Here is a 23,611-nt window from a genome sequence, read left to right on the forward strand (position 1 = left end):
CAAGGGTTATAGCGAATATCCATATTTGGTAAATTAAACAGCTGTAAAACATAAACAGGAGGGATTTGTGTGAACAAAACCGATCTGGTAAACAGCGTAGCCGAGAAAGCTGAGCTGACCAAGAAAGATGCTGAAAAAGCCGTAAATGCTGTCTTTGCTTCAATTGAAGAAGCACTGAAAAAAGGGGAAAAGGTACAACTGGTTGGTTTTGGTACTTTTGAAGTTCGCTCCCGTGGCGAGCGCAAAGGCCGTAACCCGCAAACTGGTGAAGAAATTACCATCGCTGCTGCCAAGGTACCTGCTTTCAAAGCCGGTAAAGCTCTGAAAGAAGCTGTAATGTAATTATCAGCAAGAGCGAATAAAATCAGGTTCCACATGGAACCTGATTTTGTCATATTAAGGGGGAATCGGTTTGCGTTTAGACAAATTTCTTAAAGTAAGTCGAATTATTAAACGCCGTACTCTGGCCAAAGAAGTATGTGACGGTGGACGCATTCAGATCAATGGTCGGCCGGCCAAAGCCAGCAGTGAAGTTAAAGCAGGAGATATACTGGAACTGGATTTTGGCCAGCGACGTTTGCGGGTGCGGGTAGTGGAGATAAAGGAAAACGTTCCGGCCGCCCTGGCTGGCCAGCTTTATGAAATTCTGGAAGAGATAAAAGTCAGGGAAACCACTTTCTGATGTAATATTTTTGCCCTCCCAGGTAAAACTAAGCCTTGAAAAAAGGTGACAAGGAGGGCAAAATATGTTCAGGTGGGGATGGCAAAAAATCTTGCTGTCATTACTGGTGGTGATGACCCTGATAGGTGGAGGTTGTGCCTTACGTAAACCCTTACCACCCGGGCAACCGCCAGGGCCGGCCGGGAGAGAGTTTACTGAAGAACCAACTATATCACTCTATGACAACAAGACCAAACAAACAAAAAAAATCAAACTGGAAGAATATGTAGCAGGAGTGGTTGCAGCCGAAATGGATACCAGCTGGCCGGTAAATGCCCTGGGAGCTCAGGCTATTTTGGCCCGTACTTTTACCCTGGAAAATATCAAGGCTGGTCGGGTGAAAAAATTGTATGGGGCGGATATTTCTACTGATATTGAGGAATCCCAGGCCTATGCTCCGGAAAAAATCAATGATAATGTGCGCAAAGCGGTACAGCTTACCCGGGGCCAGGTCATTCGCTGGCAGGGTAAGTATGTTAAAGCCTGGTTTCATGCCTGCTGTGGCGGCAAAACCGCTTCGGCTAAGGAAGGCCTGGCTTATGAAAAAGAGCCTACCCCTTATTTATCAACGGTAGCCGATGGCTGCATGGCCATCACTACCCCGGAAAATAAGCACTGGGAAGTAAAACTGAGCGGGGAGGAACTGGCCCGGGCAGTAAAACAGGCAACCGGTCAGGACCCCGGTCAGGTAACTTCAGTGCAGATTATTAAACGCGGACCTTCAGGGAGAGTAGAATCTCTCAAGGTCGGGAATGTTGCCATTAGCGGTCCGGCATTACGGCTGGCAGTGGGCAGTGAAAAAATGCGCTCCATGATGCTGGAAGACATCCAGAATGCCGGCGGAACCTTCATCTTTAAGGGCAGGGGTTTTGGGCATGGAGTTGGCCTCTGCCAGTGGGGAGCAAAAAAAATGGCTGCAGAAGGGAAACAGCCCTGGAGTATAGTTAAGTTCTATTATAAAGGTGTTAAAATAGAAAAGTTATGGTAGCAAAAGGCCCCTGTTCCATAAAGGAATGGGGGCATTTTTGACATATTCAAGGGACAAGGGGCATAAATTAAAAATGAACAAGGGAAAAGGAGGGATAGTGGGATGGAGAGCAAGAAAACAGTAACTGGTCAGCGGTTGGAAGTGCTCAACCGGGAAGAAGTAATCATAACCGGGGTGGAGCACGTGGATTCCTTTGATGAACAGGTGATAAGCCTGAAAACCAATCTGGGCAACCTCATCCTGAAGGGTGAGGGGTTGAATATCACCCAGTTGAATATGGAGGAAGGCAAACTGGTAGTACAGGGCTACCTTTATTCCCTGACTTATGCGGAAACCAAAGGGGGCAAGAGCAAGGGAATTTTTGACAAGCTGCTCAAATAGAAAGGAGGGCGTTGAGTGGAACTCAGGCTTCAACTCCTTTCTTTTCTTTTTAGCTGGGGATTGGGAGCCTTGCTGGGCATTATTTTTGATTTTTATCGTCTCTGGTCGGAATTTTACCACTGGCCGAAATGGATTAAGGCCCTGGGAGATCTGATCTACTGGATTATAGCAACTATCCTGGTTTTTTTTAGCTTACTGGGGGTTAATGGCGGGCAGATGCGTTTTTATATTTTGCTAGCTGTAACTCTGGGTTTGGCCAGTTACTGGGTTTGGTTTAGCCCTCATGTTTATCGGATTATTTCGCAGATCTGGCGCCGGCTGGTAAATCTGATCAAGAGAATAATCTGGCTGGTGACCCGGCCTCTGGTCTGGCTGGGGATTGTTCTGGCCTGGCCGTGGCGCTGGTTGTTGATATTGTGGAAAAATTTGTGGATAAGATTGTGGATAAAACCTAAACGCAACCTTTACCAGCGCCTGGAGAAATGGTGGACAGAAAAAAAGGAGCGCCGGAAATAATTAGCAGCAGGAATTAACGATAACATGTAGAAGTATTGTAATGAATTTGTAATAAATGCACTACAGTTATCCACTGCTGTGGATAACTGTGTGGATAACTTGTTTATTATCCATATTTTTTGTGGACAAGCTGGGTATAAGTCCGGAGGAATGACAGGTGCAGATTGAAATTCGGGGTGTGGAAAAACTGAGCATCCGGGAACGCCAGGTGGTGGCTTTAAAAGAAATGGGCTGGTCGACAGATGCTGTGGCCAAGCAGCTGGGCTTAAGCCCGGCTACAGTGGCTACCTTATATAACCGCGCCCGAAACAAGGGCTATCAGGTTGTGATTGTGATGAGCGGGGATGTCCTGGGTTTGGGACAGCCGGAGGAGGATGAGGGATGAGTAAACGGGCTGAAGGAAAAATAGTGGATCTAAATCAGCGGCTGGAGAAGGAAACGCCGAAAAAGGTTAAGACCGGAAGTTCCAAATCCAGATTCTTCTGGCGCCGGGTAGTGGTGGGGATTTTTCTGGCATATAGTGTAATCGTAGTGGGCTCCTTTGTACACCAGACTGTAAAAATGAATCAGCTGGAAAAGGAAATCAGTTCTGTGCAAAACAAAATAAAAGCAGTGGAAATGAGTAATACTAAGTTAAAAGAAGAAATCAAGTTGTTACAAACTGATGAGTACATAGAGCGCCGGGCCCGGGAAGAGCTGAATCTGGTAAAACCAGGGGAAAAGGTGGTAATTCCCGCTGTCGGTAAGAAAAAACAATAAGGGAAAAAGGTTTTGCTTGACAGTTTTTTCTTGTAACCTATATAATTTTGATATATGACATTAAGGAGGAATTCTCTGTTTATGGCCATCGCAGTAGGGAGCATCGTTGAGGGAGTAGTTACCGGCATTACCAATTTTGGTGCTTTTGTGCAATTGCCGGACGGGCAAACGGGACTGGTTCACATTTCCGAGGTTGCCCATACTTATGTGAAGGATGTGCGGGATTTTCTCAAGGAGGGGGACACTGTACGGGTTAAAGTCCTGAATGTGGATGACCGGGGTAAAATCGGCCTGTCCATTAAACAGACTCAGGAAGCTCCGGAACGGGCAGACCGCAAGCGCTCTCAAATCAGTTTTGAGGAGAGGCTGGCCCGTTTTCTGAAGGACAGTGATGAACGGCAGGCTGATTTGCGGCGAGCTACCGAAGCCAAGCGGGGTGGCCGCGGCAGCAGAAGAGGATAAATCAGAGCCAGGCACAGCCTGGCTTTATTTTATGGGGAAAGGATGAGGCTAATGTTGATCGCCGGTCTGGATATTGGCAGTAATTCCTGCCGTTATACTCTGGTGCACTGGCAAAAAAACCAGGGCTTAAGGGTAGTTGAACAGGACCTGGCTACGACCCGGCTGGGCAAAGGGATGGCCGGAGGTATTTTGTTGCCGGAAGCCATCGAGCGTACTGTGGAGGCTATTACTGGTTTTGTTGAACGCGCCCGGCAGAAAGGGGCGGAAAAAATATTAGGGGTGGCGACAGCCGCAGTTCGGGAAGCTGCTAATGGACAGGAGCTGCTAGATCGTCTGGTGCCATTGTCTGCAGAGATTACCTGCATTGATGGGCAACGGGAGGGCTGGTATAGCTGGCTGGGAGCAGTTCAGGGCCTGGGGCTGGAAAAGGGAGATGGAGTAATGGTCATAGACAGCGGTGGTGGCAGTACTGAGTTCAGCTGGCTGGAGGCAGGACAGCTAAAGGCTATTTCACTGAAAATAGGAGCGGTCAGAGCTACGGAAGAAAAATGGTCTCTGGCCGAGATCGATGATTTTCTTGCTAAAGGGATAGCCTCCATTCCTGTTAAACCGGAGAAAGTGATTCTGGTAGGAGGAACTGCGACTACCCTGGGCGCAATGGAGCTGCAGTTGGAGAAATATCAGCCCAGTCTGGTACACGGGCTTAAGCTGTCAGCCCAACAGGTAGCAGCCTGGGCCCGGCGGCTGCGAGAGCTGAATCTGGAGGAAAGAAAACAATTGCCTGGTTTACAGCCTGCCCGGGCGGATATCATCCCTGCCGGTGCTTCCATCCTGGCTGCTGCTACCCACCAGCTGGGCACTGAGCAGGTTTGGTTAAGTGAGACCGATTTACTTTACGGCCAAATCTATATATATATTCAGGAACAGCTGAAATATGACGAAAAAGGCCCGGTTAAATGGGACTTTTCCTAATTTGTCGAAGAAAAAATTTGGACAACCTACCAATACTGACAAGTTTTTCCCGCTCCCCTGATTAAAATATAGATAGGTAGAGTACAGGCTAAGGGGGAGTGGAGCTTGCTGGAATCCCAGTTCGAAATTTATCCCTATCGGCAGACAGAAGATGGACAAGCAGCCATAGCCCGGAAGGAGCGCTGGCGCTGGCCTGATCTGAGCGGGCTGTTAAAAGTAAAAAGAGTTAGGCCTGATTTTAAAGACCTGATCTGGCTGGGTATAGCTGCAATTTTAGCCAACAGCATGATCCTGGAAGATGTTTCACCTTTTTATCCCGCTTTGTTAGGGGGAATCGCCTGGTTTAATGCCCGGCGCCAATGGGCCACCAGCCTGGGAGTAGCTTTGACCCTGGCAATAAAAGGGGATTACTGGCAGCTGGCAGTAGCCTCAATGCTGGCCCTGGGTTTTGCTACCATTATCGGGCGTATTCCGGAACAGACCCGGCGTCGCTGGTTTTTACCGATACTGGTGGGAAGCCTTGATTTGACCTTAAGAGCCGGGATGGCCCTTTTGCGACAGGCCCCCTTATATGCCTTTGTTGCCAGCACAGTAGAGGCGGTGCTGGCGGCGGTACTGGCCTACTTTATGCTGGTCTGGTTACCTCCCTTGCTGGAAAAAAGGGAAAAAGCGGTTGAAGCTGTCGGCGGCCTGGGGATACTGGGAACAGGCATTCTTATTGGCTTGAATGGTATAGAAATCAACGGCTTAAGTCTGGTGGGGATTCTCAGCCGTCTGCTGATTCTACTGGCTGCCACCATAGGCGGTATCGGTGGTGGGACGGTAATTGGCACTATTATCGGGCTGATACCTGCTTTGACGGCCCGGGGCTATTCTCCCGTGATAGTCGGGGTTTATGCCTTTGGAGGCTTGCTGGCGGGAATTTTTGAACGTTTTGGCCGCTGGGGTCCGGCCCTGGGCTTGATGTTAAGCAATATATTTCTCTCCTTATATACACCCGACCCCAGGGGGCTGTTGATTATCATGGGGGAAACCCTGATTGCAGTTTTACTATTCTTGCTGTTACCTGCCCGTTTACTGGAAGAATGGCAACGGCGGGCGGGTAGAGTGAGACGGCAACAGGAGCGACAGTTGAAAGAAGAGGCAGAAAAACTGAAGGCCATGACGGCCCAGCGTATTCTGGAATTCGCCAGTGTTTTTCAGGGTCTGTCCAATACTTTTGAACAATTGATTAATTCAACAGGTCGGGAAGGGGAAGAGGATGCTCTGCCTCCGCTGGTTAAAGAGGCCTGTGGTCGCTGCAGCAGACTGGTAACCTGCTGGCAGAGAGAAGAGCGGGCGACCAGACAGGGAATACGGCTATTGTTGAATCTGGCTGAAGCCCAGGGAGGGGTTGATAGTACCCAGGTGAGCCGGGCGCTGAAATATTGTTTTCGCATGCGGGAAATGGCGGCAGCTATTAACTGCCTGGCCAGTGCCCATCGTTTACATAAGTTCTGGGAACATAAGATTCAGGAAAGTCAGGAATTAGTTAAGGAACAGCTGCGGGGTGTTTCCAATTTAATGGAATCTTTCGCCTATGAGCTGGCAGTAACGGGCGAAACGGCAGAAGTACTGGACTGGCCCTACCAGGTGGAATATGGTATTGCCAAAGTAGCCAAGGATGGTTGTATTATTTCCGGAGACAGTACGGCGGTTCAAAATCTGAACAATGGCAAGTTTTTACTGGCCCTCAGTGATGGCATGGGAACGGGTACAAGGGCCGCAGTACAAAGCCAGGCGGCCCTCAGTTTGTTGACTCAGCTGCTGGAGATGGGATATGATCCGGAGATAGCAGTGAAGACTGTGAACTCAGCCATGATTATGCGTTCCAAAGATGAAGAAGAATTCGCTACCCTGGATTTGGCTTTAATTGACCTGCAGGATGGTTCGGCTCACTTTGTCAAGATCGGTGCTGTCTTTTCCCTGATCAAACGGGAGCATCGGATTGGACTGGTTAAATCAGGTTCTTTGCCCATAGGTATTCTGCAACAGATGGAACCGGACCAGATTAATGTCCAGCTGGAACCCGGTGATATAGTGGTGATGTTCAGTGATGGGGTAATTCATGGTACCGGTGCCTGCCCGGAAGAATGGCTGGCCCAGGTCTTGCATCAATGCCGGACAGAGGATCCAGAAAATCTGGCCCATTATATTCTCAACAGTGCCCGTATCCAGGCCAATAACCGAATTGCTGATGATATGACGGTAATAGTATTCCGACTGATCAAAAAGTAAATTTTTCCCCCTCTACGGGGGTTTTTCTTTTCTATTTGGATAATGGTATAATAATGCTATCAGTGTTTGAGGTGGGCAGATGGGCATGGCATCAACCAAGGAAATTGTTGTGATTCTGCTGTGGACCGGCAGGTTGTTGCTGGAAAATGGAGCTGAAATTACCCGGGTAGAAGATACCCTGGAGAGAATGGGCCTGGCTCTGGGGCTGAAAAAGGTAGAGGTTTTTGCCACTCCTACCGGTTTTGTGGTTTCCGGCCAGAATGAGCTGGGGAAGGTCGCTACTATGACGGAACGCATACGGGCCCGGGAGCTGGCTTTACATCGGGTCTTGCTGGTGAATCAGATTTCCCGGCAGGTAGTGGAAGGAGAGCTGCAATTTCCCGAACTGGTGCAGCGCCTGGCAGAGGTGGAAAACGCACCACCAGATTACCCTGCCTGGGTAATGACAGGGGCAGGAACCCTGGCTACCGGTTTTTTTGCCCTGATGTTTGGTGGGGATTGGCGAGCGGCTCTGGTGGCCTGTCTGGGTGGACTGACAGTGATGCTCTGGCGTCAGTTGGTGGCACCGCTAGGGCCAGGCAGAGTGATCACTACATTCCTGGCCGCAGTGATTGGAGCCATAACGGCAGTGCTGGTAGGCCGGCTTTGGCCAACGGTGGCAACAGACAAGGCCATTATCGGGACCATTATGTTGCTGGTACCAGGGGTTGCGGTAACCAGCGCTATAATAGATGTAATCAATGAGGACCTTTTATCCGGGGTAGCCAGGGGAGCAGAAGCCATTTTGATTGCCACTGCCGTGGCTGCTGGAGTCTCCCTGGTACTGGCATTAGGATGATGGAGGCAGACAGAAAAATGTTAAAAGTATTATGGGCTGCAATTGCTTCTGCTTTGTTTGGCATCTTATTTGCTGTGCCTCGACGCTGGTTATTTACAGCAGCAGCAGGTGGAGGGCTGGGCTGGGCCAGTTATACCTGGCTAACTACTATCCACCTGAATGGGATCGTGGCCATGTTTTTGGCAGCAGTCATGGTTGCCCTCTTCAGTCAAACGGCGGCCCGGCTGGGAAAGGTGCCAGTACCCATTTTCCTGGTACCAGGCGTGGTGCCCCTGGTGCCAGGGGCGTCCGCTTATGAAGCTATGTTCAATCTGGTCCATGGCCAAACAGCGGCGGGGCTGGCTAAAACGGTGGAGACCCTCTTACTGGGACTGGCCATTGCCGGAGGGCTGGCACTGGGGGCCGCTTTGTTCCGGGCCAGAACGGGAGGAAAGGCCAATGTGGCATAAGATTGAACATTATATTGTCCAGCAACAGCTTCTGCAGTATGGGGAGCGGGTGTTGCTGGCGCTTTCCGGCGGACCGGATTCGGTGGCCCTGGCTCATTGCCTGTTGCAATTAGCGGATAAATACCGGTGGCAGCTGGGGGCTGTACATGTCAACCATCGTATGCGGCCCGGAGAAGCAGAGCGGGATGAGGAGTTTGTGCGCCGCTTGTGCCAGGAATGGAATATTCCCCTTTATGTGGAAAAACTGGAGCAACCTCCGGGATCGGAAGAAGCGGCCCGCGCTGCTCGCTACCGGGTATTTGAACAGCTGCTGAACCAGGGGGGATGGGATAAAATCGCCCTGGGGCATCATCAGGATGACCAGGCGGAAACCCTGTTCTGGCATTTGCTTAGAGGCAGTGGTCTGGACGGGCTGGCGGGTATGGCGGCCCGGCGCGGAAAATTTATCCGGCCGCTGCTGGCAGTAAACCGGGCTGAAATACTTGCTTATTTAAAGAAAAATGATTTACAATGGTGTGTGGATTCCAGTAACCTGTTGCCCATTTATACCCGTAATCGCATTCGGCAGGTGATTTTTCCTTTTCTGGAGCGGGAAATTCAACCGGCTTTAAGAAAACACCTGGCCCGTACCGCCGAGTTATTGCGGGACGAACTGGAGTTGCTGGAAAAGGTAACAGACCAGTACTGGCAGGAGACGGTCCTCTACCAGAATGAAATGGAAATAGTTCTGGACTTAAAATCCCTGCAAACCCTGCCGGCGGCTTTGCAACGCAGGTTAATCCGCCGGGCCTGGCGGGAATTTACCGCTGCTGAACATCCCCTTTCCTGGGCCAAAACTGAAGGAGTGAGGCGTTTGCTGGAGAAGGACGGCAGTGCCAGCTGGCGCTTAAAGGCAGATCTGGAGGCGGTAAAAGATTATACTAAACTGGTGTTGCGACGACGGTCAGTGCCGGTTAAGGAAGAAACTGTTTCTGAAGAGTGGTACCTGTCCTTACCTGGACAGATTCAGTTGCCGGATGGAACGGTAATTCAGGCGCAGGTTGTTCAGCAACCTGGAGAGCTGGGGCCAGCAGGCAGGGAACTGATTTATCTCTGGGTACCACCAGAAGGAGAATTGCTGGTGCGCTACCGGCGCCCGGGGGATCGTTTTCGGCCAGCGGGGGCACCGGGCAGCAAAAAGCTGAAGGAATGGATGATCGATAAAAAAATTCCCCGTTCAGAGCGGGAACGAATTCCTTTAGTCCTGCTGGGAGAGGATATTGTTTGGGTAGTAGGCTGGCAAGCAGGCCACAATCCTTGCCGGAAAAGCCCGGGAGGAAGATGGGTGGCTTTGTTGCAAAGGCCCGGGTCCTGTGGTACAATATGTAAATATGAGTGACTTTAACACGCACCGCGGGAGGAGTGACTTGGTTGAACAAATTATTTAAAGGTTTCAGCATTTATCTCCTGATCGGCCTGTTGGTGTTTGCCATTTTAGAGCTGTCTGGCCGCCCGTCTGAAACAGTGAACAGGCCATCCTATGATGAATTTGTCAAAATGGTACAGGCTGGGAAAATCAGGGAAGTAACCATTACAACTGAAAACTTAACCAACTCCATTGAAGGTGTGGATAGCAGCGGCAAAAAATTTGCTCTCTACGGCCCGATTCAGGATGAACGGCTGATTGACCGGCTGATGGATGCCAATGTCAAGATAGTGCATAATCCTCCGCCCAAAAACAGTGTCTGGCTATCGGTGCTGACCTCCTTACTGCCAGTATTATTGCTGGTAGGGGTGATGTTCTTCTTTATGCAACAGGCCCAGGGGGGTGGCAACCGGGTCATGTCCTTTGGCAAAAGCCGGGCTCGCCTGGCTTCCGAGGACCGGCGCCGGGTGACCTTTGCCGATGTAGCGGGAGCTGATGAGGCTAAAGAGGAATTGCAGGAAGTAGTGGAATTTCTCAAATACCCCAAGAAATTCCATGAACTGGGAGCGCGGATCCCCAAAGGGGTTTTGCTCTTTGGACCTCCCGGTACCGGTAAGACACTGCTGGCCAGGGCGGTAGCCGGGGAAGCCGGGGTTCCTTTCTACAGTATCAGCGGTTCCGACTTTGTAGAGATGTTTGTCGGGGTAGGGGCCTCCCGGGTAAGGGACCTGTTCGAGCAGGCCAAAAAAAGTGCGCCCTGTATCGTTTTTATCGATGAAATCGATGCCGTTGGTCGCCAGCGGGGAGCTGGTCTGGGTGGTGGCCATGATGAGCGGGAACAAACTCTGAACCAGCTGCTGGTGGAAATGGACGGCTTTACTATGACGGAAAGTGTGATTGTCATTGCGGCTACCAACCGTCCCGATATTCTGGACCCGGCGCTATTGCGCCCGGGCCGATTTGACCGGCAGATTGTGGTAGACCGTCCTGATCTGGTAGGGAGAAAGGAAATCCTCAAGGTGCATATTCGCAACAAGCCGATTGCTCCCTCCGTTGACCTGGATGTGCTGGCCCGGCGAACTCCTGGTTTTACCGGGGCAGACCTGGCCAATATGGTCAATGAAGCGGCCTTGCTGGCAGCCCGGGCCAACAAGAAGCAAATCGAAATGACAGAGCTGGAAAATGCCATTGAAAGGGTTATTGCCGGTCCGGAAAAGAAATCGAAAGTGATTTCTGAACAGGAGAAGAAACTGGTTTCCTACCATGAAGCGGGACACGCAGTTGTGGGTTACCTCCTGCCCAATACTGATCCGGTGCACAAGGTTTCCATTATTCCACGGGGAAGAGCAGGCGGATATACCTTGCTGCTACCCAAGGAAGACCGTTATTATGCTACCAAGAGCCAGCTGCTGGATCAGGTGACCATGTTGCTGGCCGGCCGGGTGGCAGAGGCCCTGATGCTTAATGAAATCAGCACCGGGGCGCAAAATGACCTGGAGCGGGCTACCAATACCGTGCGGCGCATGATTACTGAGTATGGTATGAGCGAAAACCTGGGTCCCCTGACCTTTGGCAACCGCAGTGACCAGGTTTTCCTGGGCCGGGATATCGCTCGCGACCGCAATTACAGTGAAGAAGTAGCCAAGGCCATCGATGCTGAAGTGCGACGGATGATTGAGGAGTGTTATCAGCGGGCGGAAAGTCTTTTGCTGGAACACAAGGATAAACTGGAACTGGTAGCCAATACCCTGATGGAAAAAGAAACCATTGAGGCTGATGAGTTTACCGCTTTGATGCAAAAGGCGGAAAATGAATAAATAATATGGTTGGGAGGAGTAGAAAAGCTTATGGAAAGAACATTTGTCATGATTAAACCCGATGGCGTTCAGCGCAATCTGGTAGGGGAAATTCTGGCCCGGTATGAGAAAAAGGGTTACAAACTGCTGGCTATGAAGCTAATGCGGGTTACTGAAGAACTGGCCCATCAGCATTATGCCGAGCATGTGGGCAAGCCCTTTTTCCCCGGGCTGGTGGAATACATTACTTCCGGCCCGGTAGTAGCCCTGGTCCTGGGGGGTAAAGGAGTTGTGGCCGGGGTAAGAGCCATGAATGGTGCTACCAATCCCGCCAATGCTGCTCCTGGTACTATCCGGGGTGACTATGGCATAGAAGTGGGCCGCAATGTGGTTCATGCCTCTGATTCGGTAGAATCGGCCGAAAGAGAAATCGCTATTTACTTCAAGGAAGAAGAAATTCTTGCCTACGAAAAGAATGTAGATGCTTGGCTTTACGAATAAAGAGGTCTTTTTGTGCCCTGCTGGCGAATACGCTGGCAGGGTATAATTTATATTTATTAGGTAATGGAGGGGATAGTTATGGAAAAATTACAGGTGGGGTTGACTGGCACGGCGACCACGGAAGTCAGTGAGGCCAACACGGCTATCGCCTATGGCAGTGGCGGGGTGAAAGTTTTTGCCACACCGGCCATGATCGGGTTGATGGAAAAAGCGGCTTTGAGTGCTGTGGATCCCTTGCTGCCAGAAGGGATGGCAACGGTAGGTACCAAAGTGGAGGTTACTCATCTGGCGGCAACGCCGATAGGGATGCAGGTGCGGGCCCAGGCTGAGTTGCTGGAAGTTGAGGGCAAGCGCCTGTTATTCCGGGTGGAAGCCTATGATGAGGCAGGACTCATTGGAGAAGGCAAGCACGAGCGCTATATTATTGATATCGCCCGGTTCATTAGCCGGTCTGAGGCTAAAAAAGACCAGAAGAAGTGAAATATAGAATTTTGCAAAAATTCCGCCAACGCCGGCAGGAAATTGGCTGGCGATGGAGAATAATAATTCTACACCAGTATGTGCAGAAGGGGAGAGGACCCCTGCAAATAAAAGAGGATGAGGGAGGATGAGATTGTGAAATCCGATATCGAAATCGCGCTGGCGGCGGAGAAAAAACCTATTACCGAAGTAGCCGCCAAAGTGGGTTTAAGCCCTGATGATCTGGAGCTGTATGGCAAGTATAAGGCTAAGATTTCCGCTGACGTCTGGAAGCGGGTTGCCGACCGGCCAAATGGTAAACTGATTTTGGTCACCGCTATCAACCCCACCCCGGCTGGTGAAGGCAAATCCACCACCACCGTTGGTCTGGGGGATGCTCTGGCCCGCTTGAACAAAAAAGTTATGATCGCTCTCCGGGAACCTTCCCTGGGGCCCTGCTTCGGGATCAAAGGGGGGGCAGCCGGTGGTGGTTATGCCCAGATCGTGCCCATGGAAGACATTAACCTGCATTTCACCGGAGACTTCCATGCTATTACCACTGCCCATAACCTGCTGGCAGCCATGATCGATAACCATCTGCACCAGGGAAATGAACTGGGAATAGATCCGCGGCAGGTGCTGTTCCGTCGTGTCGTTGACCTGAACGACCGGGCCCTGCGGAAAATCGTGATCGGTCTGGGTGGCAAGGCTCAGGGTGTACCCCGGGAAAGCGGGTTTGACATCACTGTTGCTTCCGAAATCATGGCCATCCTCTGTCTGGCCAATGACATCAATGACCTGAAGAAGCGTCTGGGCAATATCCTGGTTGCTTACACCTATGATGGCAAGCCGGTCTATGCCCGGGATCTGAAGGCTGAAGGCTCCATGACTGTTCTGCTCAAGGATGCCATTAAGCCCAACCTGGTCCAGACTTTGGAGCATACACCTGCTTTTGTTCATGGCGGTCCTTTTGCTAATATCGCCCACGGCTGTAACAGTATCCAGGCTACCAAACTGGCTTTGAAACTGGCTGATTATGTGGTAACTGAAGCTGGTTTCGGTGCTGACCTGGGGGCTGAGAAGTTCCTCAACCTGAAGTGCCGTTTTGGCGGTCTGCAGCCGGATGCAGTAGTAATCGTGGCTACTGTACGGGCGCTGAAGTACAATGGCGGTGTAGCCCGGGCTGACCTGAACCAGGAAAACCTGGAGGCTCTGCGCAAGGGTTTTGCCAACCTGGAAAAGCATATTGAGAACGTCGGCAAGTTTGGCTTGCCCGCCGTTGTAGCTATCAACCGCTTCCCCACTGATACAGAAGCAGAGCTGGCTCTGGTACGGCAGCTCTGTGAAGAAGCCGGTGCTGAAGTGGCGCTCTCCGAAGTGTGGGCCAAAGGTGGCGAAGGCGGTATCGAGCTGGCAGAAAAAGTGCTCAAGACCCTGGAAACCAGGCCGGCAGACTTCCGCTTCCTCTATGACCTGGAAATGCCCGTCAAGCAAAAAATCGAAACCATCGCCCGGGAAATCTATGGTGCCGATGGGGTCATCTTCACCAAAGAAGCAGAAAAGGCTCTGGAAGGCTTCGAAAAACTGGGCCTGGGCAACTACCCGGTTTGTATGGCCAAGACCCAGTACTCTCTGTCGGATGATCCCACCAAACTGGGCCGTCCCAGTGGCTTCACCATTACCGTGCGGGAAATCCGGGCTTCTGTAGGCGCCGGCTTCCTGGTAGCTATTACCGGGGATATCATGACCATGCCCGGCCTGCCCAAGCGCCCGGCCGCCGAGTTCATTGATATTGACGAAAACGGTGTAATCACCGGTTTGTTCTAAACTGCAGTTATATAGTATAATGGAGATGGCCCAGGGAGACCTGGGTCCATCTTTTTTAGAGGCGGGCAGGAGGTAGTAATAATGGACTTACTCAACCGTCTAATCAATCATCCCCGGGTGAGGGCAGCATTTACGGAAATAGCCGCCTGGGAAAAGGATAGAATCTATTGCCGACATGGCTGGGAGCATGCCTGGGCTGTTGCCCGGCTGGCTTATATGCTATACTTGGAAGAGAGGGATGAACGGGAGCCTGAGGCCCGGGAAGGGTTTTATGCCGCCGGGCTGTTACATGATCTGGGGCGGGCAGTGGAATATGCTACCGGTGAAGATCATGCCCAGGTTTCGGCCCGGCTGGCCGGGGAGATTCTTGTTGAACTGGGAATGCCCGCTGAATTCATCTATAAGGTTTGTCAGGCTATTGCCGGACACCGCCGGGGAGAGGTAGAGGGTTGGGCCCGCTATCTCTATCTGGCGGACAAGCTCTCCCGTCCCTGCCTGCAGTGCGGGGTTGAGGATTGCTATAAACGGGAAAAAATGCTGGTTTTGCAGCAACTGTATGATTATAGATAGGAGGCAGTACAAGTGGAAAAAGCCAATCCCAGAGTAGTGCTGATCCGTAATCTGGAACAGGCCAGGCTTGAGCTGGCCCGCATTGGAGCCGATAGCGGTGGTGTTGGTGTGATGGCGGCCAAAAGTGTCTTTTTGCCTGTTAAACTTACAGGCATCGGGATCAAACAGGCCATTATCTTAAAGCAGGAGATGTTGAGCCGGGGTGGGGAAGCGGCTGTACACCGGGCGGTAGGTAACCTCAGCTGTGAGGAAACCGATGTTTTATTGCTGGGGACCTTACGGCAACACCTGGATTTGTGCAAGAAGCTGCGCTCCCAGCCCTTTGGTCTGGGACGGCTGGCCCAGGAAATAGAAGAGGTAGTGAAGACTGCTGCTACCGGTTACCGTAAGTGGCACTGGCGTTGGCAGGGAAGGGAGCTGGTATTGGGGGAGAGAACCCTGGTCATGGGTATCCTCAACGTTACCCCTGATTCCTTTTCCGATGGTGGTAAATTCAATGAGCTGACCGCTGCTGTCAAGCAGGCTAAAGCTATGGTGGCAGCAGGGGCGGATATTATCGATATAGGGGGTGAATCCACTCGCCCTGGGCACACTCCGGTAGATGCCGAGGAAGAAATGGCCCGGGTCTTGCCGGTGATCAAGGCTTTGGTTGAGGAGATCGATGTGCCTATTTCTGTTGATACCTACAAAGCCCGGGTGGCAGAAGCGGCCATTCAGGCGGGAGCCTCTATTATCAATGATGTCTGGGGTTTGAGGGCTGATCGGGATATGGCCCGGGTAGTAGCGGAAACGGGAGTTCCCTACATCATGATGCACAACCAGCAGGGAACGGAATACCGGGATTTGATGGGGGATTTGCTTGCCTTTTTCCGTGAAGGCATTGATTGGCTAACGGCAGCAGGTGCCAATTTGGACTTATTGGCTCTGGATCCGGGCATTGGTTTCGGCAAAACCTATGAACACAACCTGGAAGTGCTGGCGCGACTGGAGGAATTGCGTACGCTCAATTATCCCATCTTATTGGGTACTTCCCGCAAGTCGGTTATCGGCAATACCCTGGGCTTGCCGGTCAATGAGCGGGTCGAAGGAACTGGAGCTACGGTGGCTCTGGGAGTTGCCATGGGCGCAGAGATAGTGCGGGTCCATGATGTGGAAGCAATGGTCCGGGTGGCCAGAATGACTGATTCTATTGTAAGAAGGTGCTGGTAATGGATCGGATTTTAATCAGGGATATAGAGTTCTATGGTTACCACGGCGTCCTGCCGGAGGAGAAAAGGCTGGGTCAGCGGTTTGCTGTAGATCTGGACCTCTACCTGGCTCTGGCTACGGCGGGCCAGGAGGATAATCTGGAGCGGACCGTTAATTATGCTGAAATTGTGGAAAAAGTAGTGACCCTGGGCCAGGCAAAATCATTTAATTTGATTGAGGCCCTGGCAGAGGCGATTGCAGCTGAGATGCTCCGCTATCCTGTAATTGAAAAAGTCCGGGTGCTGGTAAAAAAACCGCAGGCCCCTATTCCCCGGCCTTTTGGTCTGGTGGCAGTAGAAATTGAAAGGAGTCGGGGCTGATGAAAAAAGCCATTATTGCCCTGGGAGGGAACCAGGGCCCGGTGCGGGGAAATTTGCAGCGGGTGCTGATGACTCTGCCGGAATTAGGAATAGAGACTGTGATGGTTGGGGGGCTGTATCTAACTGAACCAGTTGGCTATACCGAACAGGACTGGTTTTATAACAGTGCGGCCCTGGTGCAAACGGAGTTGAGCCCGGAAGAATTGCTGGCCCGATTGTTGCAGCTGGAAACGGAGCTGGGGCGGGTACGGCAATTGCGCTGGGGGCCCCGAACCATTGACCTGGATTTGATCTGGTATGAAGGAGAAGAGCGCCAAACCGACTTTTTGCAGTTGCCCCATCCACGGGCAGCGGAAAGGGCTTTTGTAGTTTTGCCCATTGCCGATTTCTGGCCGGACTTTAGACTGGGAACCTGTACTGTGACGGAACTGGGAAAAGCACTGGTAAAAAGTCAAAAAATTAAAAAAATTACCAACTACCCCTGGTAATTTGCCAGAGATAATGTTACAATAAAATTCAGGACAGTATCTGCTCCGGCAGAGCTGTACCTTTAGTCTGGAAATGCATACAATCAACCGCTTGGAGCCGCTTCGGACCGAGACGGAAGGAGAAAGGCACTTCTGGCTTTTACGCCCTTTCGGCATCTGTCCGAGAGGGTGTTTTTGTCTTTTGGAGGTGGCAGAAATGTTTCTGACCATGGGGATTATTGGAACCGGTAAAGTGGGAACAGCTCTGGCTGTCTTGTTAAAAGAACGGAGCATTCCGGTGGGGGCTGTATGGAATCGCCGGCCCCAAAAGGCCCGGGAGGTAGCCGCTCTTAGCAACTCAATGCCGGTAATGGAAATGGAAGAGGTAGTCGATTATTCAGACTGGATTTGGTTGACAGTCATTGACCGGGCTTTGCCGGAAGTGGTAGAACGACTGGCCCGACACTCTTGCCGGGGGAAGATTTTTGCCCATACCAGTGGTGCGTTAAGCAGCGAGGTTCTAATGCCTTTGCGGGAAGCGGGGGCCAGGGTATTATCCTTCCATCCTTTGCAGACTATTGCAGACTGGCAACAGGCGCAGCAGAACCTGCCCGGGTCACTGGTGGCCCTGGAAGGGGATGAGGAGGCGGTTGAACAGGGGATGGAACTGGCACGGCAACTGGGACTTAACCCCTTTACCATCGTTAAAGAAGCCAAAGCCCTTTATCATGGGGCAGCAGTAGTCGCTTCCAATTATCTGGTTACCCTGGCCTACTGGGCAGGGAAATGGATGGAAGCTGCCGGCATCCCGGCGGCAGCGGCCAACCAGGGGTTGGTGGCACTGATGCAAGGGGCTTTGAATAATATCGGTACTTATGGTCCGATAGCGGCATTAACTGGTCCGATTGTTCGCGGTGATGGTCCGACGGTGTATCAACACTTGAAGGCAGCCAGGGAACAGGGTATACCGGAGATGGAACAGGATTTATACCGGCTGCTGGGTTTGTTGACATTAGAAATTGCCCGGGAGCGAGGATTAGCAGGGGAACAATTGATTGAGTTAAACGGGATTCTGAAAGGAGAGGTTGTATATGGCCCGCATAACCACTACTAAGCTGAAAAAAATGAAAGAGAGTGGCGAAAAAATAACCATGTTGACCTGTTATGACTATTCTACAGCCGTATTGCTGGATGAAGCAGGTGTGGATGTTTTGCTGGTAGGCGATTCCCTGGGTATGGTGATGCTGGGATATGACAGCACTTTGCCGGTTACCATGGCAGAAATGCTGCACCATACGAGAGCGGTGGCCCGGGGGGCCAAACAGGCAATGGTGGTAGGCGATATGCCTTTTATGTCTTACCAGGTTTCCTGTGAGGAGGCAGTGCGCAATGCTGGCCGCTTTTTGCAGGAAGCGGGAGCCCAGGCGGTCAAACTGGAAGGGGGTCGGGAGGTGGTGCCCCAGATCCGGGCGATTGTACAGGCCGGAATTCCCGTGATGGGTCACCTGGGGCTGACTCCCCAGCATGTCCATCGTCTGGGCGGTTATAGTGTACAGGGAAAAGAGGATGCGGCCCGGCAACAATTGCTGGAGGATGCTCGTTTGCTGGTGGAGGCCGGGGTGTTTGCCATTGTACTGGAGTGTGTACCGGTTGACGTGGCTCGTATGGTAACTGAGGCTGTGGATGTACCTACTATCGGTATCGGTGCCGGGCCCTATTGTGATGGGCAAGTGCTGGTAACCCAGGATATGCTGGGGCTGTACCGGGATTTAACTCCCAGGTTTGTACGGCGCTATGCCAGTCTACAGCAGCCAGTAAAAGAGGCGGTACAGGCTTATATACAGGAAGTAAAGGCTGGGGCTTTCCCGGGGCCGGCGGAATCTTTCGGCTGGCCGGAAAAGGAGCCACTAAAAGTTTATTAGAGGTGACGAGCATGGAGATTATCACTTCGGTAAGGGAAATGCAGGCACTGGCCCGGAAATGGCGCCAGGGAGGGAAAAGCACTGGCTTTGTCCCTACCATGGGTTATTTGCATGAAGGCCATTTGACCTTGATGCGCAAGGCCAGGACGGAAAATGAGATTACAGTGGCCAGCATTTTTGTCAATCCCCTGCAATTCGGGGTAGGGGAGGATTATGAAGAATACCCCCGGGATCTGGAGCGGGATGCTCCGCTGGCAGAGGCGGCTGGAGTGGATTATCTGTTTGTTCCCACCGTGCGGGAGATGTATCCTCGAGGTTATCAGACTTTTGTTGAGGTGACTGAGGTAACCCGGGGACTGTGTGGAGCTAGCCGGCCGGGGCATTTTCGAGGAGTCACTACTGTGGTTATGAAGCTGTTCAATATTGTTAAACCTGATCGGGCCTATTTTGGCTGGAAAGATGCCCAGCAGGTGCAGGTTATCAGGCGGATGGTGGAGGATTTGAATCTGGATGTAGAGATAATCCCGGTGCCCATTGTCCGGGAAGCTGATGGACTGGCTCTCAGTTCTCGCAATGTTTATCTCGAGCCCGAGGAAAGGAAGGCCGCTCTGGTATTGTCCCGGAGTCTTAAGCGGGCGGAAGAGCTGGTAGCTCAAGGGGAACGGCAACCAGAGGTTATCAAGGAACAGGTAAAGCAGATGATTGAAGCCGAACCGCTGGCGCAGATTGATTATGTGGAACTGGTAGCTTTGCCGGATTTGACCCCGCTGGAACAGTTGCAGGGGCAAGCTTTGCTGGCTCTGGCAGTACGGATTGGTAAAACCCGTTTAATTGATAATACCGTTTTGGAGGTTGAAGGCTAGTGTTCAGAACCATGATGAAATCCAAAATTCACCGGGCGACGGTAACTGAAGCCAACCTGAATTATGTAGGAAGTATTACTATAGATGCAGCTTTAATGGAAGCGGCCGATATTCTGCCCAATGAAAAGGTGCAAGTGGTTAATAATAATAATGGCGCCCGGTTGGAAACCTATGTCATAGAGGGGCCGCGCTATTCCGGGGTTATTTGTTTAAATGGCGCTGCGGCGCGGATGGTTCAGCCTGGTGATAAAATTATCATTATTTCCTATATGCTGGTGGATGACCGGGAGGCCAGAGAATATCAGCCCAAAGTGGTGTTTGTGGATGATCAGAACCGGATTTTGGATACCGCCAATCTGGAACGGCATGGGGAAATTCGTTGAAATGGCGCAATATTCTTGCTATGATGAACATAGGACAAACTATGCTGTTTAAGGAGAGAAAGAAATGGAACAATATGAAGTTAGCCGATGGCAAGAAGAGATACGGCGTTTGAAAAAGGAACGGAATGCTGTTATTCTGGCTCATTACTATCAACGCCCTGAAGTCCAGGATGTGGCTGATTTTATCGGGGATTCCCTGCAATTAAGCCAGCAGGCAGCTGTTACTGATGCGGATGTGATTGTCTTTTGCGGTGTGCATTTTATGGCTGAAAGTGCAGCCATTCTGTCACCGGATAAAATTGTGCTTTTACCGGAGGAAAGGGCCGGCTGTCCCATGGCGGATATGGTTACTGCAGAAGCCTTACGGCAGAAGAAACAGGAGCATCCGGAGGCAGTAGTTGTTTGTTATGTCAATTCGGCTGCTGATGTCAAGGCGGAAAGCGATATCTGTTGCACTTCTTCCAATGCTGTCAAGGTAGTCAACAGCTTGCCGCCGGAGCAACCCATTTTGTTTATTCCCGATAAAAACCTGGGCAACTGGGTGGCCCGTCAAACTGGACGGAATAATATTATCCTCTGGGAAGGCTGGTGTAATACCCATGACCGGCTGACCAGAGAGGATATTCTGGCTGCTAAAGAGGCCCATCCCGAGGCCCTGGTACTGGTTCATCCGGAATGCCGTCCTGATGTGGTTGACCTGGCTGATGGTGTGTTCAGCACCGCCGGGATTATCAATTATGCCCGTAATAGTGAGGCCCGGGAGTTTATTATCGGGACGGAAAGCGGGATTTTGCACCAGTTACAAAAAACCTGCCCGGACAAACAGTTTTATCTGGCATCCAATAAATTAATCTGTCCCAACATGAAATCGACGACTCTCCCCAAAGTCAAATATGCTTTGGAGGAAATGGAGCCGCGCATTACCGTGCTACCGGAAATCCGGGACAGGGCGTTAAATGCTCTGGAAAGAATGCTGGCCATCCGGTAGTTTAGGAGGAAAGAGGGTTGAGGGTTGATTATCTGGTAGATTTCCGTTTGGATGCTCTCCCGGTAGAAACTGCCGATTATATTGTAGTGGGCAGCGGTATTGCCGGGCTCTATACGGCGATTAAGGCAGCTGAACATGGCAAAGTCATCCTGTTGACCAAAAAAGGTTTAGGGGATACCAATACCGATCATGCCCAGGGAGGTATTGCCGCTGTTTTTGACCAGGAAGAGGATTCGCCGGAATTGCATAAAGCTGATACGCTGGCAGCAGGAGCAGGCCTGTGTGACCTGGAGGCAGTAGAAGTACTGGTGACTGAGGGGCCGGAACGGGTAAAAGAATTGATTGCTATGGGGGCGGATTTTGACCGCACTGAAGGAGGCCATATCTCTTTGACCCGGGAGGGGGCCCATAGTCGGCGTCGTATCCTTCATGCCCGGGGAGATGCCACCGGGGAAGAGATTCAGCGTACTCTAACCCGGCAGGTGAAAAGGGAGCAGAAGATTGATCGCAGGGAAAATCATTTTGTGGTGGACCTGCTGGTCTGGGATGAACGCTGCAGAGGGGTTCTGGCCTATGATGAAGAGGATCAGCTCCGCTGTTTTCTGGGGAAATTTGTTGTCCTGGCCACTGGAGGCGGCGGCCGGCTCTATCGTAACACCACCAATCCCGAAGTAGCTACCGGAGATGGGTTTGCTATTGCCTATCGGGCCGGAGCAGCGGTGATGGATATGGAGTTTGTCCAGTTTCATCCTACGGCGCTGATGGTACCGGGGGCTGCTTTTTTCCTGATTTCCGAAGCGGTCAGGGGAGAAGGGGCATATTTGCGTAACCATAAAGGGGAACGATTCATGATCCATTACCATCCCCTGGCAGAACTGGCTCCCCGGGATGTAGTAGCCAGAGCAATTGTTCAGGAGTTGCTGAAATCAGGGGAAGATCATGTTTATCTGGACCTGCGCCATTTAACTCCGGATCGGGTCAGGCAGCGTTTCCCAAAAATTACTGCTACCTGCCGGCGATTTGGCCTTGACCTGGCGACGGACCTGATTCCAGTGGCACCAGCGGCTCATTATTTTATGGGCGGCATTAAAACCGATATCAATGGTGCTACCACGCTGCCGGGGCTATATGCCTGTGGGGAGACTGCCTGTGTTGGTGTTCATGGTGCCAATCGGCTGGCCAGCAATTCCCTGCTTGATGGCCTGGTTTTTGGAGGCAGAATAGTGGAGGCGACCAGGGGGCAGTTGGAGACAGTGGTATTGCCCCGGGATCTGCCTGAACTGGAATTGAGGAGATCGGAGCAGGTGCTATCCAGGCCGCTACCAGAAATGGTAGAGGAACTGCAGGAAATCATGTGGCAGCATGTTGGGCTGGTGCGGACGGCGGCAGGCTTGAAAGCGGCTCTGGCCCGGATTGAGGCAGGTAAAAAGGATTTAAGCGGACCTTTACAAGGGCGGGATGCCTGTCAAACTGCCAATATGTACTGGACGGCCGGGCTGGTGGCACAAGCGGCTCTGATACGTACTGAAAGCCGGGGTGGTCACTATCGCAGTGATTACCCATTTACCGATGATGCTCACTGGCTCAAGCGGGTGGTATTAAAATATGATGGAGGCCAGGAATGATGTTACAGCGTTTCTTGGTAGAGGATATTATTAAACGGGCCCTGCAAGAGGATTTGGCCTGGGGGGATGTAACTACCGAAGCTACTGTTGACCCGGATTTGTTAGGTACTGCCTATATTTATGCCAAGCAGGAAGGGGTAGTTGCGGGCTTACAGGTAGCAGCCTGGACCTTTCAGATGCTGGAGCCCCGGGTGCTAGTGGATTTCCTGTGCCGTGACGGGGAACTGGTGACTTACGGGCAACGGTTATTAAAAATAGAGGGACCTGTGCGGGCCATTCTTTCTGCTGAACGGGTAGCATTGAATTTATTGCAAAGGATGTCGGGTATAGCTACCCAGACCCGGCGACTGGTTGAAGCTCTGGCCGGATATAAAATTAAACTGGTGGATACCCGTAAAACGACTCCGGGCTTGCGAATTCTGGAAAAATACGCGGTCAGGGTAGGGGGTGGAGCCAACCACCGTTTTGGCCTGGCAGATTGTGTATTGATTAAGGATAACCATATTAAAGCCGCCGGAGGCATTAAGGCGGCAGTGAATAAAGCCAGGCAAAGAGTAGGTCATACCATGAAAATCGAGGTAGAGGTGGAAAATCTAACCCAGGTGCAGGAGGCTTTGCAGGCTGGAGCAGATATAATCATGCTGGATAATATGAATATAAACACAATCACAGAGGCGGTGGCTCTGGCTAAAGGCAAAGCGATTCTGGAAGTTTCCGGGGGTATGGATCTGGAAAAAGCGCGACAGGCCGCCGAATTGGGGGTAGACCTGGTAAGTGTAGGCAGTCTTACCCATTCAGTGAAGGCGATGGATATCAGTCTGGATCTATTTACCAGCAAGATTTCCACCTTTACGGCCGGAGAGGAAGATTAACT

Annotated in this window: 28 protein-coding genes; all 28 read left to right on the forward strand. The window is 51.6% G+C overall.

The annotated features are described in order from the left end of the window. Positions 1–69: 69 nt before the first annotated feature. On the forward strand, positions 70–342 hold the full coding sequence (locus tag JDF658_RS00605; RefSeq protein WP_078666602.1) for an HU family DNA-binding protein: 273 nt from the start codon (positions 70–72) through the stop codon (positions 340–342). Positions 343–412: 70 nt separating this feature from the next. Next, the gene (locus JDF658_RS00610; RefSeq protein WP_078666601.1) at positions 413–682 is read left to right on the forward strand and encodes an RNA-binding S4 domain-containing protein; all 270 of its coding nucleotides are present in this window, start codon (positions 413–415) and stop codon (positions 680–682) included. Positions 683–746: 64 nt separating this feature from the next. Beyond that, a complete protein-coding gene (locus JDF658_RS00615) occupies positions 747–1,709 on the forward strand; it encodes a SpoIID/LytB domain-containing protein (RefSeq protein ID WP_078666600.1) in 963 nt (320 codons plus the stop codon). A 102-nt stretch (positions 1,710–1,811) separates the two neighbouring features. After that, positions 1,812–2,090, forward strand: coding sequence for a sporulation protein YabP (yabP, locus tag JDF658_RS00620; protein ID WP_078666599.1), 279 nt, complete (start codon positions 1,812–1,814; stop codon positions 2,088–2,090). 15 nt (positions 2,091–2,105) lie between these two features. Continuing rightward, positions 2,106–2,606, forward strand: a complete 501-nt coding sequence (gene yabQ, locus JDF658_RS00625; RefSeq protein WP_079906152.1) for a spore cortex biosynthesis protein YabQ — start codon at positions 2,106–2,108, stop codon at positions 2,604–2,606. Between the two features lie 157 nt (positions 2,607–2,763). After that, complete coding sequence (locus JDF658_RS00630; RefSeq protein WP_079906153.1) at positions 2,764–2,991, forward strand: sigma factor-like helix-turn-helix DNA-binding protein; 228 nt, start codon at positions 2,764–2,766, stop codon at positions 2,989–2,991. Further along, positions 2,988–3,365 (forward strand): septum formation initiator family protein, encoded by a 378-nt coding sequence (locus tag JDF658_RS00635; RefSeq protein ID WP_079906154.1) that lies wholly within the window; start codon positions 2,988–2,990, stop codon positions 3,363–3,365. The genes JDF658_RS00630 and JDF658_RS00635 overlap by 4 nt, the downstream gene beginning before the upstream one ends. Before the next feature lie 81 nt (positions 3,366–3,446). Continuing rightward, positions 3,447–3,827: a S1 RNA-binding domain-containing protein gene (locus tag JDF658_RS00640; RefSeq protein ID WP_078666595.1), complete on the forward strand. Its 381-nt coding sequence runs from the start codon at positions 3,447–3,449 to the stop codon at positions 3,825–3,827. 51 nt (positions 3,828–3,878) lie between these two features. Beyond that, positions 3,879–4,799 (forward strand): Ppx/GppA family phosphatase, encoded by a 921-nt coding sequence (locus tag JDF658_RS00645; RefSeq protein ID WP_159071760.1) that lies wholly within the window; start codon positions 3,879–3,881, stop codon positions 4,797–4,799. Between the two features lie 105 nt (positions 4,800–4,904). Then, a complete protein-coding gene (locus JDF658_RS00650) occupies positions 4,905–7,076 on the forward strand; it encodes a SpoIIE family protein phosphatase (RefSeq protein ID WP_079906155.1) in 2,172 nt (723 codons plus the stop codon). Between the two features lie 85 nt (positions 7,077–7,161). Beyond that, positions 7,162–7,914 carry a threonine/serine exporter family protein gene (locus JDF658_RS00655; RefSeq protein ID WP_159071761.1) on the forward strand — a complete coding sequence of 251 codons (753 nt, stop codon included), beginning with the start codon at positions 7,162–7,164 and terminating at the stop codon, positions 7,912–7,914. A gap of 17 nt (positions 7,915–7,931) precedes the next feature. Continuing rightward, the gene (locus JDF658_RS00660) at positions 7,932–8,363 is read left to right on the forward strand and encodes a threonine/serine exporter family protein (RefSeq protein ID WP_159073782.1); all 432 of its coding nucleotides are present in this window, start codon (positions 7,932–7,934) and stop codon (positions 8,361–8,363) included. Beyond that, on the forward strand, positions 8,353–9,741 hold the full coding sequence (gene tilS, locus JDF658_RS00665; RefSeq protein WP_159073783.1) for a tRNA lysidine(34) synthetase TilS: 1,389 nt from the start codon (positions 8,353–8,355) through the stop codon (positions 9,739–9,741). Before JDF658_RS00660 ends, tilS begins: the two co-directional genes overlap by 11 nt. A gap of 32 nt (positions 9,742–9,773) precedes the next feature. Next, on the forward strand, positions 9,774–11,585 hold the full coding sequence (gene ftsH, locus JDF658_RS00670) for an ATP-dependent zinc metalloprotease FtsH (RefSeq protein ID WP_079906158.1): 1,812 nt from the start codon (positions 9,774–9,776) through the stop codon (positions 11,583–11,585). Between the two features lie 30 nt (positions 11,586–11,615). After that, positions 11,616–12,065, forward strand: coding sequence for a nucleoside-diphosphate kinase (ndk, locus tag JDF658_RS00675; protein ID WP_078666179.1), 450 nt, complete (start codon positions 11,616–11,618; stop codon positions 12,063–12,065). Positions 12,066–12,143: 78 nt separating this feature from the next. After that, a complete protein-coding gene (locus tag JDF658_RS00680; RefSeq protein ID WP_078666180.1) occupies positions 12,144–12,545 on the forward strand; it encodes a thioesterase family protein in 402 nt (133 codons plus the stop codon). Positions 12,546–12,680: 135 nt separating this feature from the next. Beyond that, positions 12,681–14,351: a formate--tetrahydrofolate ligase gene (locus JDF658_RS00685; RefSeq protein WP_079906159.1), complete on the forward strand. Its 1,671-nt coding sequence runs from the start codon at positions 12,681–12,683 to the stop codon at positions 14,349–14,351. 81 nt (positions 14,352–14,432) lie between these two features. Beyond that, complete coding sequence (locus JDF658_RS00690; protein ID WP_079906160.1) at positions 14,433–14,921, forward strand: HD domain-containing protein; 489 nt, start codon at positions 14,433–14,435, stop codon at positions 14,919–14,921. Between the two features lie 12 nt (positions 14,922–14,933). Then, on the forward strand, positions 14,934–16,130 hold the full coding sequence (gene folP / locus JDF658_RS00695; RefSeq protein WP_242946575.1) for a dihydropteroate synthase: 1,197 nt from the start codon (positions 14,934–14,936) through the stop codon (positions 16,128–16,130). Then, the gene (gene folB, locus JDF658_RS00700; RefSeq protein WP_079906161.1) at positions 16,130–16,489 is read left to right on the forward strand and encodes a dihydroneopterin aldolase; all 360 of its coding nucleotides are present in this window, start codon (positions 16,130–16,132) and stop codon (positions 16,487–16,489) included. Before folP ends, folB begins: the two co-directional genes overlap by 1 nt. Continuing rightward, on the forward strand, positions 16,489–16,977 hold the full coding sequence (gene folK / locus JDF658_RS00705) for a 2-amino-4-hydroxy-6-hydroxymethyldihydropteridine diphosphokinase (RefSeq protein WP_079906162.1): 489 nt from the start codon (positions 16,489–16,491) through the stop codon (positions 16,975–16,977). The genes folB and folK overlap by 1 nt, the downstream gene beginning before the upstream one ends. A 196-nt stretch (positions 16,978–17,173) precedes the next feature. Further along, positions 17,174–18,070, forward strand: coding sequence for a Rossmann-like and DUF2520 domain-containing protein (locus tag JDF658_RS00710; RefSeq protein ID WP_159446516.1), 897 nt, complete (start codon positions 17,174–17,176; stop codon positions 18,068–18,070). After that, on the forward strand, positions 18,048–18,878 hold the full coding sequence (gene panB / locus JDF658_RS00715; protein WP_079906164.1) for a 3-methyl-2-oxobutanoate hydroxymethyltransferase: 831 nt from the start codon (positions 18,048–18,050) through the stop codon (positions 18,876–18,878). Before JDF658_RS00710 ends, panB begins: the two co-directional genes overlap by 23 nt. An 11-nt stretch (positions 18,879–18,889) precedes the next feature. Next, a complete protein-coding gene (gene panC / locus JDF658_RS00720; RefSeq protein ID WP_078666187.1) occupies positions 18,890–19,741 on the forward strand; it encodes a pantoate--beta-alanine ligase in 852 nt (283 codons plus the stop codon). Then, positions 19,741–20,124 (forward strand): aspartate 1-decarboxylase, encoded by a 384-nt coding sequence (gene panD / locus JDF658_RS00725; protein WP_078666188.1) that lies wholly within the window; start codon positions 19,741–19,743, stop codon positions 20,122–20,124. The genes panC and panD overlap by 1 nt, the downstream gene beginning before the upstream one ends. Before the next feature lie 64 nt (positions 20,125–20,188). Continuing rightward, a complete protein-coding gene (nadA, locus tag JDF658_RS00730) occupies positions 20,189–21,112 on the forward strand; it encodes a quinolinate synthase NadA (protein WP_079906165.1) in 924 nt (307 codons plus the stop codon). A 17-nt stretch (positions 21,113–21,129) separates the two neighbouring features. Continuing rightward, positions 21,130–22,737 (forward strand): L-aspartate oxidase, encoded by a 1,608-nt coding sequence (gene nadB, locus JDF658_RS00735; RefSeq protein WP_079906166.1) that lies wholly within the window; start codon positions 21,130–21,132, stop codon positions 22,735–22,737. Further along, positions 22,737–23,609, forward strand: a complete 873-nt coding sequence (gene nadC, locus JDF658_RS00740) for a carboxylating nicotinate-nucleotide diphosphorylase (protein ID WP_078666191.1) — start codon at positions 22,737–22,739, stop codon at positions 23,607–23,609. The genes nadB and nadC overlap by 1 nt, the downstream gene beginning before the upstream one ends. Positions 23,610–23,611: the final 2 nt, after the last annotated feature.

The sequence above is a fragment of the Carboxydocella sp. JDF658 genome (assembly GCF_002049395.1).
Lineage (GTDB): Bacteria > Bacillota.

Bases quoted from the DNA above. Each gene is read 5' to 3' on its own strand.
- panC (WP_078666187.1), top strand. From the start codon at position 18,890: ATGGAGATTATCACTTCGGTAAGGGAAATGCAGGCACTGGCCCGGAAA.
- JDF658_RS00640 (WP_078666595.1), top strand. From the start codon at position 3,447: ATGGCCATCGCAGTAGGGAGCATCGTTGAGGGAGTAGTTACCGGCATT.
- folK (WP_079906162.1), top strand. From the start codon at position 16,489: ATGAAAAAAGCCATTATTGCCCTGGGAGGGAACCAGGGCCCGGTGCGG.
- yabP (WP_078666599.1), top strand. From the start codon at position 1,812: ATGGAGAGCAAGAAAACAGTAACTGGTCAGCGGTTGGAAGTGCTCAAC.
- panB (WP_079906164.1), top strand. From the start codon at position 18,048: ATGGCCCGCATAACCACTACTAAGCTGAAAAAAATGAAAGAGAGTGGC.
- JDF658_RS00680 (WP_078666180.1), top strand. From the start codon at position 12,144: ATGGAAAAATTACAGGTGGGGTTGACTGGCACGGCGACCACGGAAGTC.
- JDF658_RS00645 (WP_159071760.1), top strand. From the start codon at position 3,879: ATGTTGATCGCCGGTCTGGATATTGGCAGTAATTCCTGCCGTTATACT.
- tilS (WP_159073783.1), top strand. From the start codon at position 8,353: ATGTGGCATAAGATTGAACATTATATTGTCCAGCAACAGCTTCTGCAG.
- nadC (WP_078666191.1), top strand. From the start codon at position 22,737: ATGTTACAGCGTTTCTTGGTAGAGGATATTATTAAACGGGCCCTGCAA.
- JDF658_RS00690 (WP_079906160.1), top strand. From the start codon at position 14,433: ATGGACTTACTCAACCGTCTAATCAATCATCCCCGGGTGAGGGCAGCA.
- ndk (WP_078666179.1), top strand. From the start codon at position 11,616: ATGGAAAGAACATTTGTCATGATTAAACCCGATGGCGTTCAGCGCAAT.
- JDF658_RS00635 (WP_079906154.1), top strand. From the start codon at position 2,988: ATGAGTAAACGGGCTGAAGGAAAAATAGTGGATCTAAATCAGCGGCTG.
- nadA (WP_079906165.1), top strand. From the start codon at position 20,189: ATGGAACAATATGAAGTTAGCCGATGGCAAGAAGAGATACGGCGTTTG.
- folB (WP_079906161.1), top strand. From the start codon at position 16,130: ATGGATCGGATTTTAATCAGGGATATAGAGTTCTATGGTTACCACGGC.
- JDF658_RS00710 (WP_159446516.1), top strand. From the start codon at position 17,174: ATGTTTCTGACCATGGGGATTATTGGAACCGGTAAAGTGGGAACAGCT.
- JDF658_RS00655 (WP_159071761.1), top strand. From the start codon at position 7,162: ATGGCATCAACCAAGGAAATTGTTGTGATTCTGCTGTGGACCGGCAGG.
- JDF658_RS00615 (WP_078666600.1), top strand. From the start codon at position 747: ATGTTCAGGTGGGGATGGCAAAAAATCTTGCTGTCATTACTGGTGGTG.
- JDF658_RS00660 (WP_159073782.1), top strand. From the start codon at position 7,932: ATGTTAAAAGTATTATGGGCTGCAATTGCTTCTGCTTTGTTTGGCATC.